At 69.8% G+C, this 15,290-nt stretch carries 14 protein-coding genes; 11 read left to right on the forward strand and 3 right to left on the reverse strand.

Going from position 1 to position 15,290, the window contains the following annotated elements; all coding sequences use genetic code 11:
* The 7 genes from IE140_RS34965 to IE140_RS34995 form a co-directional block, all read left to right on the forward strand.
* On the forward strand, positions 1–1,687 hold a 1,687-nt coding region (locus IE140_RS34965), incomplete at its 5' end, for an alpha/beta fold hydrolase (RefSeq protein ID WP_189461050.1).
* Positions 1,688–1,744: 57 nt separating this feature from the next.
* Entirely contained in the window at positions 1,745–2,377 is a 633-nt protein-coding gene (locus tag IE140_RS34970; RefSeq protein ID WP_093436395.1) for a DUF6875 domain-containing protein, read from the forward strand.
* Between the two features lie 4 nt (positions 2,378–2,381).
* The gene (locus IE140_RS34975; RefSeq protein ID WP_150194547.1) at positions 2,382–3,281 is read left to right on the forward strand and encodes an alpha/beta hydrolase; all 900 of its coding nucleotides are present in this window, start codon (positions 2,382–2,384) and stop codon (positions 3,279–3,281) included.
* The gene (locus IE140_RS34980) at positions 3,278–4,150 is read left to right on the forward strand and encodes a tryptophan 2,3-dioxygenase (RefSeq protein ID WP_093436397.1); all 873 of its coding nucleotides are present in this window, start codon (positions 3,278–3,280) and stop codon (positions 4,148–4,150) included. Before IE140_RS34975 ends, IE140_RS34980 begins: the two co-directional genes overlap by 4 nt.
* Before the next feature lie 55 nt (positions 4,151–4,205).
* A complete protein-coding gene (kynU, locus tag IE140_RS34985) occupies positions 4,206–5,468 on the forward strand; it encodes a kynureninase (RefSeq protein ID WP_150194545.1) in 1,263 nt (420 codons plus the stop codon).
* Between the two features lie 125 nt (positions 5,469–5,593).
* Positions 5,594–6,637, forward strand: a complete 1,044-nt coding sequence (locus tag IE140_RS34990) for a methyltransferase (RefSeq protein ID WP_150194543.1) — start codon at positions 5,594–5,596, stop codon at positions 6,635–6,637.
* Between the two features lie 80 nt (positions 6,638–6,717).
* Entirely contained in the window at positions 6,718–7,941 is a 1,224-nt protein-coding gene (locus IE140_RS34995; RefSeq protein WP_150194540.1) for a cytochrome P450 family protein, read from the forward strand.
* Between the two features lie 70 nt (positions 7,942–8,011).
* On the opposite strand, the gene IE140_RS35000 is transcribed toward IE140_RS34995, so the two are convergent.
* The 3 genes from IE140_RS35000 to IE140_RS35010 all read right to left on the reverse strand — a co-directional run bounded on the left by IE140_RS35000 (position 8,012) and on the right by IE140_RS35010 (position 9,924).
* A complete protein-coding gene (locus IE140_RS35000) occupies positions 8,012–8,203 on the reverse strand; it encodes a ferredoxin (protein WP_032765837.1) in 192 nt (63 codons plus the stop codon).
* A 43-nt stretch (positions 8,204–8,246) separates the two neighbouring features.
* A complete protein-coding gene (locus tag IE140_RS35005) occupies positions 8,247–8,852 on the reverse strand; it encodes an LmbU family transcriptional regulator (RefSeq protein ID WP_268252806.1) in 606 nt (201 codons plus the stop codon).
* A gap of 226 nt (positions 8,853–9,078) precedes the next feature.
* On the reverse strand, positions 9,079–9,924 hold the full coding sequence (locus IE140_RS35010) for a TetR/AcrR family transcriptional regulator (protein WP_150194538.1): 846 nt from the start codon (positions 9,922–9,924) through the stop codon (positions 9,079–9,081).
* Positions 9,925–10,037: 113 nt separating this feature from the next.
* Between IE140_RS35010 and IE140_RS35015 the strand changes: the two genes are divergently transcribed.
* From IE140_RS35015 to IE140_RS35030, 4 genes are all read left to right on the forward strand, one after another.
* A complete protein-coding gene (locus IE140_RS35015) occupies positions 10,038–10,907 on the forward strand; it encodes a siderophore-interacting protein (protein ID WP_150194536.1) in 870 nt (289 codons plus the stop codon).
* A gap of 77 nt (positions 10,908–10,984) precedes the next feature.
* A complete protein-coding gene (locus tag IE140_RS35020) occupies positions 10,985–11,968 on the forward strand; it encodes a daunorubicin resistance protein DrrA family ABC transporter ATP-binding protein (RefSeq protein ID WP_032765577.1) in 984 nt (327 codons plus the stop codon).
* Positions 11,958–12,725 (forward strand): ABC transporter permease, encoded by a 768-nt coding sequence (locus IE140_RS35025; protein ID WP_093436413.1) that lies wholly within the window; start codon positions 11,958–11,960, stop codon positions 12,723–12,725. Before IE140_RS35020 ends, IE140_RS35025 begins: the two co-directional genes overlap by 11 nt.
* Positions 12,726–12,823: 98 nt before the next feature.
* Entirely contained in the window at positions 12,824–15,085 is a 2,262-nt protein-coding gene (locus tag IE140_RS35030; RefSeq protein WP_150194534.1) for an ATP-binding cassette domain-containing protein, read from the forward strand.
* The last annotated feature ends 205 nt before the right edge of the window (positions 15,086–15,290 follow it).

Genomic DNA, 15,290 nt, shown 5'->3' on the forward strand with positions numbered 1-15,290 from the left:
CAAACGCGGCACCCACCACAACGAACTCACCCGCTACCGCTACGACACCACCCTCTACAAAACCGGAACCACCACCCACCCCCTCACCCACACCCCCACCCACCCCTGGACACCCGACGACGACACCCTGGTACGGAGGCTCCGCAAGGAGGAGCCCGACCACCTCCGGGTGACGGGTGTCGTGAACCCGCGGATCGCCCACGACGTCGCGGTCCAACAGTCCGTGGAGAGCGGGGCGGCCCCCGTTCCACCGGTGCCGGCAGCGGATCTCGACACCTTCCACCAACTGGGCGACGAGCACGGCTACTGGACGGGAATCACGTGGAACGCCCAGGACTCCCGGGCCGTCGACGTCGTCTTCGTCAAGCGCGCGGCCCTCGCAGGCGCCAGGCCCGTCGGGCTCTACGCGCCCGCGGTGTCCGGCCCGCCCACGGCCTCCCTGTCCGCCTGGACGACCAACCCGGCCGGCAGCGGCACCGGCGCCCTCCTGGCGGACCTGCGCCACCACCTGCGCCGGACACTGCCCGACTACATGCGGCCGGCCGCCATCATCCCGCTCGACAAGCTTCCGCTCACGGCCAACGGCAAGCTCGACCGGTCGGCGCTCCCCTCACCGGACAGCGAGACCTCCGATGTCGGCAGGCCCCCGGGCACGCCGCAGGAGCAGGTGGTGTGCGAGCTGTTCGCGGAGGTGCTCGGCAGGCCGGTGGTGGGCGTGGACGAGGACTTCTTCGACCTGGGCGGCCACTCCCTGCTGGCCACCCGGCTCATCGCCCGGCTGCGCGGCGCGTTCGGTGCGGAGCTGGGACTGCGGACCCTGTTCGAGGCGCCGACCCCGGGCGGGATCGCCGCGCGGCTGGACGTCGACGACCCGGACGGCTCCTACGAAGTGGTGCTCCCGCTCCGAACCGGGGGCTCCCGGCCGCCACTGTTCTGCATCCACCCCGGTGGGGGGATCAGCTGGTCGTACAGCGCTCTGATCAAGCACCTGGATCCGAAGTACCCCCTGTACGGCATCCAGGCGCGCAGCCTGGCGCGTGAGGAGGACCGGCCCCGGACCATCGAGGAGATGGCGGTCGACTACGCCGACCAGATCCGCACCGTCCAGCCGCACGGTCCCTACCATCTGGCCGGCTGGTCGTTCGGCGGTCTCTGCGCCCACGCGCTGGCCGCGGAGTTCCAGCGGCGCGGGGAGGAGGTGGCGCTGATCGCCGTGCTCGACGTCATCCCGAACTGGCAGGGTCTGACCCACGCCGACGTCCCCGCGCCCGACGACCGGGTGATGCTCCTGTACCACGTCGGCCTGGTCGACGACGGGACCCACCGGTCCGACGACGGCGATCTGACCTTCGCCGAGGCCCGGGAGATCCTGCGCCGCCAGGGCAGTGTGCTGGCCAACCTGGACGAGGACCGGCTCGCCACGATCACGGAGATCTCGGCGAACAACACCCACCTGACGGTCGACTACCGGCCCGGACCGGTCGACGGCGACCTCCTGCTGATCGCCTGTTCGGAACAGCAGGATCCGCCGGTGACCGCCGAGGCCTGGCAGCCGTACGTCCGGGGGAAGGTCGAGGAGCACGTGGTACCCGGCGAGCACGGAGCCATGCTGAACAGCCCGGAGACGGTCTCTCGGATCGGACAGATCCTGTCGGCCAGGCTCAACGAGGTCACCGATGGCACATGAGGTCCGGTGTCCGGTTCCGAGACATGTCCCATCCGCTTCCCGCGAGGACTCACAACGATGCTGACCGACGTCTTCACCGTCGACGTGACCAAAGCCCTGGAGGCCGTCGAGGGCTGGCTGAGCGACTACATCCGTCAACCACACAGCGAACTCGGCCGATCCGGCCCCGTGTGCCCGTTCGTCGCGCCCGCGATGGACGCCGGGGCGCTGGAGATCAGGGTCCGGCTCGTCGGCCCCACTCCGAGCCAGCAGCTCGTCGACGCGATCGTCCGCTGCGCGCTGGACGAGTTCGGCGAGGTCGGCTGGAAGGCCGGCAACCCGAATCTGCGCTCGCTGCTGCTCGTCCTGCCCGATCTGAGGGCCGAGAACCTGCACCTGCTCGACGCGGCACACTCCGCTCTGAAGCCCGAGAGCGTGCGCCGCGGGCTGATGATCGGGCAGTTCCACGAGCGGTGCGACGAGAAGGCGGCACGGAACCCGGCCTTCGAGGTGAGCCACGCCCCGGTGCCGATGGTGGCCGTGCGTTCAATGGCCATCCACGACGTGCTGTTCCTCGGTGAGCGGCGGGAGTGGTTCGAGGAGTACGTGAACCGCTTCGGAAGCCGGTACCAAACGTCGCGGAGCGGCATCGACCCGTTGCTCACCACCTTGTACGAGCGTGCGCTCCGCCGGCACGGCCGGGAGGGCTGAGCGGATGCGCGGGAAACCGACGGCCGGGCCGGGCAAGCCCCTCTACCGGGGGATGGACCGGGCCGCACTGGATCTGCAGTACTCGCCCAGTTCGCGGGTCCCCAGTCTCCAGGCCTACCTCGACGCGTACGAGCGGCTGAGCGCGCGGGCGCACCAGAACCACCCGGTGCGCACCGCCCTCCGGTACGGCCCGCACCCGGCCGAGCTGCTCGACTACTTCCCCGCCGCGGGGGGTGGCCGGGCGCCGCTGCTGGTGTTCGTCCACGGCGGGAACTGGCAGGCCCTGGGCCGGGCAGCATCGGCTTTCCCGGCACCGCCGTTGCTGGCCGCGGGGGCGGCTGTCGCCGTGATCGACTACGGTCTGGCGCCCGATGTGGGGCTGGACGCGATGGCGGGCATGGTTCGCCGCAGCGTGGACTGGCTGCTGAGCCGGGCGGACGATCTGGGGTTCGCGGCACATCGGCTCCACCTGTGCGGGTCCTCGGCCGGAGCGCACCTGGCGGCCATGGCCCTCCTGCCCGGTCCGGTCGAGGGCCCCGACGTGTCCGAACGGATCGCGGGCACGGTGCTGCTGAGCGGCATGTACGACCTGGAGCCGGTGCGGCTGTCGTACGTCAACGAGGCGCTGCGGCTGGACGCGGCCGGGGCGTGGCGCAACAGCCCCCTGCGGCTGCTGCCGGCTCGGCTACCCCCGACGGTGATCGCCCGGGGCGGCAATGAGACCGAGGAATACGTCCGCCAGCACGATCGGATGGTGGCGGAGCTGCGGTCCCGGTCTGCGGTGACGGAAGTGGTCAGCCGGCTGCGCGATCACTTCGACCTTCCCTACGAATTGGGCGTCCGGGGCACCGGGCTGGGCGATGCCGTACTGACACAGCTGGGACTGGAGGGGAGCGTCGTATGAGCACGGAGGAGAACGCCGGGGGTCCGGAGCCGGGAGGTGTTTGTCCCTTTGCCGGCGAACAGCCGCACGGGTCCACCCCGTACGCGCACTATGCGCGGATGGACACCTTGCTGGAGCTCCAGTTCCCGCTGAGCGCGGCGGACACCGAACCGGGATTCATCATCATGAGCCAGGTCAAGGAGCTGCTGTTCAAGCTGCTGCACGAGGAGTTCACCACGGCACGCGAACAGTTGCGCAAGGACCTGGTCGACGAGGCGCTGTGGACGCTGCGCCGTTCCGCCCGGGTGCAGCAGGTCCTCCTGGTTTCCTGGGAGACGTTCTCGGTCCTGTCCCCCGTGGAGTTCGCGGAGTTCCGGGACGTGCTCGGCTCTGCCTCCGGATTCCAGTCCGCGGGCTACCGGCGGCTGGAGTTCCTGCTCGGCAATAAGCGCCCGGGGATGGTGGAGCCGCACCGCGGTTCGGTGATGTACGAGCGGGTGCTGGGGCAGTTGCGGGAGCCGAGCCTGTACGACGAGGCGCTGGCCCTGCTCGTCCGGCGCGGTCTCCTCACGCCGCCCGAGGACGGCGGGGGACGGGACGGCGGGGGACGGGACGGCGCGCGACCCTACCTGGAGGGTCCCGACGTGGAGGCTGCGTGGCGTGAGGTGTACGAGGACCCTGCCGGACATCGCGACCTCTATCTGCTGGCCGAAGCGCTGATGGACACCGCCGACCAGTTCGCCCGCTGGCGCTACACCCATCTGGTGACCGTGCAGCGGGTGCTGGGTGCCAAGCCGGGGACCGGCGGCACGGAGGGAGTGCCCTGGCTGGCCCGGATCAGCGACCACCGCTTCTTCCCGGAGCTGTGGTCGGTGCGCTCGGTGCTCTGACCGGCAGCCCGGGCGACCGGGCCGGACTCGCGCGGACGAGAGAGAAGGAGAGGCGATGGAGTACGGCATCACACGGGCCGTGGCGGAGGCTCTGGACACTGCCGACCCCCTGGCGGGGTACCGGGAGCGGTTCGTGGTCACCGACCCGGGGCTGATCTACCTGGACGGCAATTCGCTGGGCCGGCTGCCGGCCGCCACCCGCGACCATCTGCGCGAAGTGGTCGAGGTGGGGTGGGGCGACGGTCTGGTGCGGTCGTGGCAGGAGTGGATCGACTGGGGCGCCAGGCTCGGCGACCGACTGGCGGAACATGTGCTGGGCGCGCGCCGCGGGGAGGTGGTGGTCTCCGACTCGACCTCGGTCAATCTGTTCAAGCTGGCGGGCGCCGCGCTGGACGAGGTCGCGGACCGCGGGACGGTCCTGATGGACGCCGAGGACTTCCCGACCAACCGGTACGTCGTCCAGGGACTGACCCAGCAGCGCGGGCTGCGGCTGCGCCGGCTCGGCTCCGACCTCGACGGCGGCCTCGACCTGGACCGGCTCCGCACGGCGCTGGACCGGGATGTCGCCCTGGTCGTGCTGTCGCTGGTGTCGTACCGCAGCGGTGCGCTCCAGGACATGGCGCGGGTGAACGAGATGGCGAGGTCCGTGGGCGCCAGGGTGCTGTGGGACCTGTCCCACGCGGCGGGCGCGGTGCCGGTTGAGCTGGCGGCGGCGGGCACCGACCTCGCCGTGGGCTGCACGTACAAGTATCTGAACGGCGGGCCGGGAGCACCGGCCTACCTCTATGTGCGGCGCGAGCTCCAGGAGAGGCTTCGACAGCCGATCTGGGGGTGGTACGGCCAACGGGAGCAGTTCGCCATGCGCCCCGACTACGACCCGGTGGACACGGTCGAGCGGTTCCTGGTGAGCACTCCGCCGCTGCTGTCGTTGGCGGCCATCGAGCCGGGCCTTGACCTCGTCGAGCAAGCGGGTATGGCCGAGATCCGGGCCAAGGGGCTGCTGCTGGGCCGGCTGGCGGTGGACCTCGCGGAGTCCTGGCTGGTTCCTCTGGGTTTCCGCCTCGCCTCGCCTCGTACGCCGGAGCGGCGCGGTTCCCATGTGTCGCTGTACCACCCCGATGCCTGGCAGATCTGCCAGACGCTGGCTGCGGAGGCGAAGGTGGTCTGCGACTACCGGGTGCCGGACCGGCTGCGGATCGGACCGTCCCCGCTGTACACCCGGTTCACGGAGATCTGGGACGCGATGGACCGCGTCCGTGAGGTCGTCGCCCGCGGCGGCCACCGGTCCCGTCCGTCCGGCCTGGCGCGGGTGACCTAGGGCCTGTCGTCAAATTCCCGTCGTCGCCCGGCAGGCGGGAATTTGACGACAGGCCCTAGGCACACCCATTCCTCCCGAAACGCCGCACGTCCCCCTTCATCCGACTCATCGCTTACGGAGCACTCATGGCAGACGCGACCCCGCTCACTACCGACGGCCTGGTCCGGATCCTCTTCGGCTCCTCGGCCTTCCAGATGCTCAACGCAGGAACCCGACTGGGCCTGTTCGCCCTGCTCCACAGGCAGCCGGGCGGCCTGTCGGCGGAGGAGATCGGACGGGAACTCGGCCTGGAGCCGCGCCCGGTGCAGATACTGCTGCTGGGTACGACGGCCCTGGAACTCACGGTCCGGCAGGATGAGCGGTACCACAACGCCGATCTCCTCGACGGCCTGTTCGAGGACGGGACGTGGGACATCGTCGAGGACCTGATCGCGTACGAGGAGCAGATCGTCCGGCCCGCCGAGGTGGACTTCACCGACTCGCTGCGCGCCAACACCAATGTCGGCCTGCGGAGGATCAAGGGCACCGGTACGGACCTGTACCACCGGCTGTCCGCGGATCCGGATCTGGAGCAGCTCTTCTACCGGTGCATGCGCTCCTGGTCCCGCCTGTCCAATCCGGTCCTGGTGGAGAAGGCGGACCTGACCGGGGTACGGCGCGTACTGGACGTGGGCGGCGGGGACGGTGTGAACGCCATCGCCCTGGCGGGGGCCAACCCCGGTGTCGAGTTCACCGTTCTGGACCTTCCGGGCACCGTGGAGATCGCCCGGCGGAAGATCGCCGAACACGGGCTGACCGAACGCATATCGGTCCGGGCGGCCGACATCTTCACCGACGCCTACCCCTTGGGACACGACTGCGTCCTGTTCGCCAACCAGCTGGTGATCTGGTCGCCCGAGGAGAACGTGAGCCTGCTCCGCAAGGCGTACGCCGCACTGCCGGAGGGAGGCCGGGTACTGGTCTTCAACGCCATGTCCGACGACAGCGGCGACGGCCCCCTGTACGCGGCACTGGACAACGTGTACTTCGCGACGCTGCCCGCGGCGAGCAGCACCATCTACCGCTGGGGTCAGTACGAGGAGTGGTTCGGGGCCGCCGGCTTCGTGGAGGCGGAACGGCTGCCGGGTCTCAGGTGGACCCCGCACGGCGTGATCAGCGCGGTCAAGTGACCAGCCCGAGGGAGCCGGAGCTCCCGGCGCCGCTCACCGTGCCCGAGGGTCCCGGTGCGACCTGCCCTGTCGGTCCCCACATGACGGACCCGGACCTGCTCGCAGACCCGTTCGGCGGCTACGGCAGGCTGCGCGAGCAGAGTCCGGTCGTCCGGGGCCGTTTCGTGGACGGCACCCCCGTGTGGTTCGTGACGCGCTTCGCCGACGTCCGCGCGGTGCTGCGCGACCCGCGCTTCGTCAACACCCCCTCGAACGTGCCGGGGGAGGAGGGGGCAGACCCCCGCCACAGCATGATGGACCTGCTCGAGGTCCCGGAGGCCTTGCGGGTCTATCTGCTCGGCTCGGTCCTGGACAGCGATCCGCCGGACCACTCCCGGCTGCGGCGCCTGGTGACCCGGGCGTTCACGGCCCGCCGGATTCTCGGTCTGCGGCCGGAGATCGAGCGGATCGCGGACCGGCTGCTCACCGAATTGCCGGACCGGGAGCAGAACGGGTCGGTCGACCTGCTGGAGCATTTCTCGTATCCGCTGTCCATCACCGTGATCGGCGAGCTGGTCGGTATCCCGCCGGATGATCTCGACCGGTGGCGCGAATGGGGCGGGGACCTGGTGTCGATGCGGCCGGAACGGCTGCGGCACTCCTTCCCGGTGATGGTCGACTATTGCCACGACCTGGTGGCGGAGCGGCGTCGCGCGCTGGGGGAAGATCTGCTCAGCGAGCTGATCCGGGCCCAGGACGACGACGGGGAGAGGCTCACCGACGTCGAGATGGTCACCATGGTCATCACTCTGGTACTGGCCGGGCACGAGACGAGCGCTCACCTGATCGGAAACGGCACCGCCGCGTTGCTGCACCACCGCGACCAGCTGGAGTTGCTCCGCGACGATCCTTCGCTGCTGCCGCGCGCGGTCCACGAGCTGATGCGGTGGTGCGGTTCGGTGCAGGTGGCGCGGCTCCGCTACGCGGCCGAGGACCTGTGGATCTCGGGCACGGCCATCGCGCGGGGCGACGCCGTCCAACCGGTCCTGGTCTCAGCCAACTTCGACCCGCGCCACTATCCGAATCCGGACCGACTGGACATCAGCCGGCAGCCGGACGGACAGGCCGAGAACCATGTCGGATTCGGCCACGGCATCCACTATTGCCTGGGAGCGACCCTGGCCCGGCAGGAGGCTGAGGCGGCGTTCGGCATGCTGCTGAAGCACTATCCGGACGTTGCGGCCGCCGACGACGGCAGGCCGGACCGCTCGATGCTGCCGGGCAGTTGGCGCCTGAACACGCTACGGCTACGGCTGCGCCCCTGAACGCCCTGTGGGGCGGGGGGGCCCGAGGGCCCGCCGCCCCACAGAAGGGAGAGTACGGTGAAGTGGGAGGTCAGCGCGCCACGGCGATCGCCTGGACCGGACAGGCCAGGGCCGCCTGGTCCACCTGCTGGTGCGTGGCGTCGCCCGCCTCTCGCGGAAGCACCTGCGCGTATCCGTCCTCGTCCTGCGTGAACCGCCCGGGTGCTGTCAGGACACACTGCCCGGATCCGATGCACACGGAATGATCGATGCTGATCTGCATGACGGGAGTCTCCAGCGATCGGGCCGACGGGTCCACGGGACCGTCACCGGCCGAGTTCATGTGCGGCGGCCCGGTCGAGCGCGGAGAGTATCCACTCGTCGAACTCACGGTCCGCCTTGGACGCGGCCTCACGCCAGACCCCCATCCGGTCGCCGGACGCGCTGATGCGCGGCAGCCGGGTCCGCTCCGGAGTGGCTACCGCCCGTTTCCCCCGGCGGCTCTCCCTGAGGTTGATCCGCAGCTGGTTGCGGGACCAGCGGTGCTGTTCCGAGCGGTCCAGCCACGCGTCCGCCTCCGCCGGTGGGAGGGAGGCGACCTCCGCGTGGTGGCCGAAGCTGAGGGACTCGCGGCGCCGCCAGAACTCGAAGCGCCGGGTCACCCAGGCGTAGTTGCGCAAGGTCTGGTAGTCGAGACCGGCGGCCTCGACTCCGGCCTGGTAGCGATCCGCATACCGCTCCTGCCCGTAGACCAGCCAGTCCCCCAGGCACCAGGCCGAGGAGTCCGCGATCTGGAAGAGGTGCTGGCCGGCCCGCTCCCACCGGTCGTATCTGAGAACCACAGGGAGTTGGAGACCGACCCGCGTGGTCAGGATCCGCTCCTGCCGCTGCGGGCGGGGACGGACGACTCCGCCCCCCGGGCTGCGCCGCACCGTTAATTCTCTGTCCGTCCGGTCGCCGTTATCCGTGTGCCGCATGCGTTACCCCTCGTGTTGAGGTACTGCCAAATCTCCCACAGCCCGGCGGCAGGAAAGATTGACGCCGCCTTCTCGAAAACGGTAGGACAACTGCCTCGCCATCGTCAACGATCAATTTAAGTCCAATAATGTCACCGAGGGAAAATGACGACCAGAATCCATCAACATCGCGCCAGAAGATTCACCGGAAGTCGGCCACCGGGCGGACCGGCGGAGTCGACCACGCGGCGGGAGGGGCGAGGGCGGCCTCGACACCGTCGAGGATCAGGCCGAGGCCGGCCCGGAACGCGTCCCGGGCCTCCCTCTCCAGATACGACACGGCGCCATCGGACTCGTGCGCGACGGGTGCGGCCGCCACGGCCTCCATCGCGGCGAGGGCCGGAAAACGCCGGGCGAAGTCCGGCGCAGCCTCCGCGAGCAACGCGGAGCGAGCCTCCCACCACGCCTCGTCGGAGACCCCCGTGGCCGGTGCCGCCTGCCGGTGCTCCGCCGCGATCCGGGCCGTCCCGCGAACGAACTGGAACAGGACGGAGACGACGCGGCGCGTCCTCGGGGAATCCATCCCTACACCTTGAAGAATCTCCACCAGCGCCTCCAGTTGAGCATAGGCGCCCGGCCCGAGAACCGGTCTGGCCTGGGACACCTGAAGGACCCATGGGTGACGGAGACAGCACGCCCAGGTGTCCTCCGCCCAGGCGACGACCGCGGGCCGCCACCCCTCCCCCACCTCGTACGAGCCGGGGACCTCGGCCAGCACACGGTCATGCATGAGATCGATCAGCTCGCCCTTGCCCGGCACATGGGTGTAGAGCGCCATCGCCGTGCGCCCCAGCCTGCGCCCCACCGCCCTCATCGAGAGTGCGGCCATCCCCCGCTCGTCGGCGACCGCGATGCCCGCCGCCACGATCGTGTCGACATCGAGCCTGTCCCTGGATCCCGGCGGCTCGCCGGCCCCGCCGGATGGGGGCGGGCGCCAGAGCAGGCCCATCGTCCGGCGAGCATCGCCCTGTCCGGAAAACACAACCATCTTGCAACTCCTTACTCCATAAAGTAACCTCCACGACGCATCTCTTTACGATGTAAAGATATCAGGTGGGGTCGGCCCGTCGAGAGGGCCGACGTTCATGGAAGGTCTTTTCGATGGCAGAGCTCCCCGTATCGTTCATCCAGGTCACCGACATCGCTCGGGTGACTCCGCACATGGCCCGCGTCACGTTCGAGGCCGACCGGCTCGACGCCTCCGTCGGCACGTCGCCGGACCAGCAGGTCAAGCTCTGCTTCCCGCTGCCCGGCCAGGACCGGCCCGTCCTGCCCGAGGAGAGCGACGACGCGACCAGCTGGTACTACGCGTTTCTCGCCATTCCGGAGGACGAGCGGCCGACGATGCGTAGCTTCACGGTGCGGCGGCGCCACCCGGACAGCAACGCTCTGGAGATCGACTTCGTCCTCCACGGCGAGACCGGCCCCGCCACCCGGTGGGCGGGCTCCGCCCGGGTCGGCGACCAGCTCGGCATGGTGGGGCCCTCCGCGGTCTACTCCCGGCCGGTCTCGCTCACGGACTCGATCGCGAGCTCCGACTGGCTGCTGCTGGCCGGTGACGAGACGGCGCTGCCCGCCGTCGGCACGCTCCTGGAGGCCCTGCCCGATGGGGCACGCGCCGTCGCCTACCTGGAGGTCGCCGACGCGGCCGAACACCAGAGCTTCGAGACGGCCGGGGACGTCACGGTCCACTGGCTTCACCGGGACGGAGCCGCCGCCGGCCAGAGCGAGGTGTTGGTCGACGCCGTGCGCGAGGCCACCTTCCTTCCCGGCCGCCCCTTCGCCTGGCTGGCGGGCGAGTCCGGCACCGTGCGCAGCCTCCGACGCCACCTCGTGAACGAGCGGCAGCTGGACAAGCGGGCGATCGACTTCAGCGGCTACTGGCGGTTCAAGCTCACCCAGGACGACGCGCCGACCACCGAGGACATGGCCGAGGCGCAGGAGCGGCTCGCCGAGGCCGGCCAGGAGTGACCCGGAACGAGGGGGCAGGCCGCCCGGCCCCTTCCCCCATCCGACCCGACAGCCGGAACGCACCAGAGAGGGACCTCATGATTACCGTGCGAGGCCTCGCCAGACAGTTCACCGTGCGCGGTCGGACCGTCGACGCCGTGAAGGGCATCGACTTCGACGTCGCCGCCGGCGAACTCGTCGGCTTCCTCGGCCCGAACGGAGCCGGCAAGACCACGACCCTGCGCATGCTCACCACTCTGCTGCGCCCGACCGGGGGGACGGCCACCGTCGGCGGCTGCGACCTCCTGACGGACCCCCAGGGCGTCCGCCGCAGAATCGGATACGTGGCCCAGGGCGGCTCGACCTGGCCGGATTCCCGGGTGGCCGAGGAGATCGAACTGCAGGCCAGGCTGTACGGGCTCTCGCGGGCGGATGCCCGGCGGCGCGGCACGTTGCTGGCCGAACAGCTCGATCTGGCCGGCCTCGACCAGCGGCCCGCCAAGACCCTCTCCGGCGGTCAGCGGCGTCGGTTGGACATCGCCCTGGGGCTGGTGCACGACCCCGCGCTGGTCTTCCTCGACGAGCCCACCTCCGGTCTCGATCCGCAGAGCCGGGCCAATCTCTGGGAGCATGTCCGGCGCATGCGCGCGGAACAGGGAATGACCGTCTTCCTCACCACGCACTACCTGGACGAGGCGGACAGCCTGTGCGACCGGATCCTGGTGACGGACCACGGCACGATCGTCGCCGAGGGCACGCCGGACGAGCTCAAGGCACGGGTGACGGGGGATGCCGTCGCCGTCGACGTCGCCGACCGTGCGGCCGAGGCCGCCGAGCTGGCTGAACAGCTGCCCGGCGCCGAAGAGGTGACCGTCGCGCAGGACACGGTGCGCTTCCGGGTTCCGCGCGGGGACTCCGCGCTGCCGGAGCTGCTGCGCGCCCTGGACGGCCGCGGCATCCTCATGACCTCCGTCCAGATCAACCGCCCCACCCTCGACGACGTGTTCCTCAGTCTCACCGGCCGCTCGCTGCGCGACAGCGAGGCCGCACCACCGGCCATGGAGGCCACTCATGCTGCGTGACACCGGCCTGATCTTCACCAGGGACATGCGGCTGGCGCTGCGCAGCCCCACCTGGCTGCTCATCGGGATCATGCAGCCCCTGCTGTACCTGTTCCTCTTCGGGCCGCTCATGGTGACGGTGGTCGACAACACCCCGGGCTTCCCCTCCGACGACGCCTGGACCGTTCTCACCCCGGCGCTGATCGTGCAGACCGCCCTGTTCAGCGGCTCCTTCGCGGGAGTCGGGCTGCTGACGGAGTACCGCGTCGGCGTGGTCGACCGCTTTCGGGGCACCCCTGCCAGCCGATCGGCGCTGCTGTTCGGCAAGGTGCTGGCGCAGGCAGTCCAGGCGGTGGCGCAATCGACGCTGATCGTCGTGGTGACCCTGCTCGTCTTCGACCTGGACGCGCCGCTGTCCGGCATGCTGCTCAGCCTGGCCATCGCGGCGGTGCTGGCCATCTCCCTGTCCTCGGGGTCGTACGCGCTGGCCCTGATCCTCAAGAGCGAGGCCGCGTTCCCCTCGTTGATGAACATGGTGCTCCTGCCGCTGCTCCTGCTCTCCGGCGTCCTCCTTCCGGTCACCCGGGAACTGGCGCCGGGATGGCTCTACGCGCTGGCCAGAATCAACCCCCTGACCCATGTGGTGGACGCAGGACGGGCCGCCTTCCGTGGAGACTTGAGTTCCACCGGACTGCTGACGGGATGCCTCGTCCTCGTGGTCATGGCCGCGCTGGCACTGGTCTGGGGCACACGCACCTTCCAAAAGGAGAACGCTTGACCCGCCGGGGGCCGGACGCCCGCCCGGCCCCCGGCCCGACCACCACCCGCGGCTCCCGATGAGCCCGGTCCCGTCCCCGTAGTATCCGAGGAGCACATGTGAGTACCGAGTTCATCACGGTGACCGGTGCGAGGGAGAACAACCTCAAGAACGTCACCGTGGACATCCCGAAGGGGAAGTTGACGGTCTTCACCGGTGTCTCCGGCTCGGGCAAGTCCTCCCTGGTCTTCGACACCATCGCCGCCGAGGCGCAACGGCAGCTGAACGAGACGTTCACGGCCTTCGTCCGCACCTTCCTGCCCGACCAGGGGCGCCCGGACATGGACTCCATCGCGAACATCTCCGCAGCGGTGGTGATCGACCAGAAGCGCCTGGGAGGCAACCCGCGCTCCACCGTGGGCACGGTCACCGACGTCAACCCGCTGCTGCGCCTGCTGTTCTCACGAGCGGCAGCCCCGGGGGGACTGCGCCCGAGCGCGTACTCCTTCAACGACCCCCAGGGCATGTGCCCGGACTGCGAGGGACTGGGCACACGCGTGGAGCTCGATCTCGACGCCTTCCTCGATCCGGCCAAGTCGCTCAACGAGGGCGCGCTGCTCCACCCGGACTTCTCCACCGACACCTGGTACTGGCTGAGTTATGCCGAGTCGGGGCTCTACCCCGCCGACCGCCCCCTGGCCGACTTCACGGCGGAGGAGTGGCAGCTGCTGCTCCGCGGCGAGCTCCCGGAAAAGCTCCGCCTGGAGTGGCAGGGCAACACGCTGAACATCGCCTACGAGGGGCTGGTGGACAAGTTCACCCGGCTGTACATCAAGAAGGAGGACATGTCCGAGCGCAGCCGTCGCGTGTTCGAGCGGTTCGTCCACTCCGCCCCCTGCCGCGCCTGCGACGGCTCGCGCCTGGCCCCCGCCGTCCGCGCCTCCCGCATCGCCGGCTGTCACATCGGCGAACTCGCGACGATGGAGGCGCGGCGCCTGGCAGCGTTCCTGGCGGAGCTGGAGCTGCCTCAGGTGAAGCCCGTCCTGGACGATCTGATCACCCGGCTGCGCCACCTCGACGACATCGGGCTCGGCTATCTGAGCCTCGACCGGCAGACCCGTACGCTCTCGGGCGGCGAGTCCCAGCGGATCAAGATGGTCCGCCACCTGGCCAGCGACCTCACCGGGATGCTCTACGTCTTCGACGAACCGAGCGTAGGACTGCACGCCCGTGACGTGCACCGGCTGAAGAGGCTTCTCGTCGAACTGCGGGACAAGGGCAACACCGTGCTGGTGGTCGAGCACGATCCCGACGTCATGGCCATCGCCGACCACGTGGTGGACATGGGCCCGAAGGCGGGAGCGCTCGGCGGCGAAGTGGTCTTCGAGGGAACCTTCGCCGGCCTGGCGGAATCGGGCACGCTCACCGGCCGTCATCTGCGAAGCCGTGTGCCCCTGCGGGCCGTCCCCCGGCGGCCCTCCGGAAAGCTCACCGTGTCCGGTGCGAACGGCCACAACCTCAAGGACGTCTCGGTGGACTTTCCCACCGGAGTGCTGACCGTGATCACCGGTGTCGCCGGGTCGGGCAAGAGCTCACTGGTCAACGACGAGTTCCTGAGCCGCTGTCCGGACGCGATCGTGATCGATCAGACCGCCGTGACCGCAAACCGGCGATCGAACAGCGCCACCTACACAGGCCTGATGGACCCGATCCGCAAGATGTTCGCCAAGGCCAACGGGGTCAGCGCCTCGCTTTTCAGCGCCAACTCCAAGGGCGCCTGCCCGAACTGCCAGGGCCTGGGAATGATCTACACCGATCTCGCCTTCCTGGAGACGCTGAAGTCGGTCTGCGAGGTCTGCCACGGGCGACGGTTCACCGAGGAGGTGCTGGAGAAGCGTCTGCGGGGCCGCTCGATCAGTGATGTGCTGGAGATGACGGCGGCCGAGGCCGTCGAGTTCTTCACTGAGCCCAAACTGCGGCGGATCCTGCTCGCGCTGAACGAGGTCGGCCTGGAATACCTCCGCCTCGGGCAGCCTCTGAGCACGCTGTCCGGCGGCGAGTGCCAGCGTCTCAAGCTCGCGACGGACCTGCACCGAACGGGCGGCGTCTACGTACTGGACGAGCCCACCACTGGGCTCCACATGTCCGACACCCAGCGTCTTCTCGGCATCATGCAGCGCCTGGTCACCCAGGGCAACACCGTGCTGGTCATCGAGCACAACCTAGATGTGGTCAAGAGCGCCGACTGGATCATCGACCTCGGCCCCGAGGCGGGCAGCGGGGGCGGACAGGTCCTGTTCGAGGGAACGCCCGCGGAGCTGGTGAAGTCCGGCGCGTCCCACACGGCCGAATATCTCCGCCGGGACCTAGCCGTCGGCTGACCCGGTCCGGGCGCGCGGCCGTAAAGGGCGTGGCCGCTGGGGCGCGTACCGGGGGCGCGGAGGCACTGTTTCCACTCGGCGGTGGCAGGCATGCAGCTTGAGGCTTCAGCTCAACCAGGGACTCCACCGCCCCAGAGTTGTCCAAGTTGCCAACCCTCGACTCCACCAACGTCCGTCGAGGCAAACCGGACTATCCACATGCGGC

It is taken from the genome of Streptomyces parvus (assembly GCF_014648875.1).
In the GTDB taxonomy this organism is placed as follows: Bacteria; Actinomycetota; Actinomycetes; order Streptomycetales; family Streptomycetaceae; genus Streptomyces; species Streptomyces parvus.

Excerpts from the sequence above, each read along its gene's own strand:
- IE140_RS34970 (WP_093436395.1), top strand. The coding sequence starts at position 1,745 with ATGCTGACCGACGTCTTCACCGTCGACGTGACCAAAGCCCTGGAGGCC.
- IE140_RS34975 (WP_150194547.1), top strand. The coding sequence starts at position 2,382 with ATGCGCGGGAAACCGACGGCCGGGCCGGGCAAGCCCCTCTACCGGGGG.
- IE140_RS34980 (WP_093436397.1), top strand. The coding sequence starts at position 3,278 with ATGAGCACGGAGGAGAACGCCGGGGGTCCGGAGCCGGGAGGTGTTTGT.
- kynU (WP_150194545.1), top strand. The coding sequence starts at position 4,206 with ATGGAGTACGGCATCACACGGGCCGTGGCGGAGGCTCTGGACACTGCC.
- IE140_RS34990 (WP_150194543.1), top strand. The coding sequence starts at position 5,594 with ATGGCAGACGCGACCCCGCTCACTACCGACGGCCTGGTCCGGATCCTC.
- IE140_RS34995 (WP_150194540.1), top strand. The coding sequence starts at position 6,718 with ATGACGGACCCGGACCTGCTCGCAGACCCGTTCGGCGGCTACGGCAGG.
- IE140_RS35000 (WP_032765837.1), bottom strand. The coding sequence starts at position 8,203 with ATGCAGATCAGCATCGATCATTCCGTGTGCATCGGATCCGGGCAGTGT.
- IE140_RS35010 (WP_150194538.1), bottom strand. The coding sequence starts at position 9,924 with ATGGTTGTGTTTTCCGGACAGGGCGATGCTCGCCGGACGATGGGCCTG.
- IE140_RS35015 (WP_150194536.1), top strand. The coding sequence starts at position 10,038 with ATGGCAGAGCTCCCCGTATCGTTCATCCAGGTCACCGACATCGCTCGG.
- IE140_RS35020 (WP_032765577.1), top strand. The coding sequence starts at position 10,985 with ATGATTACCGTGCGAGGCCTCGCCAGACAGTTCACCGTGCGCGGTCGG.
- IE140_RS35025 (WP_093436413.1), top strand. The coding sequence starts at position 11,958 with ATGCTGCGTGACACCGGCCTGATCTTCACCAGGGACATGCGGCTGGCG.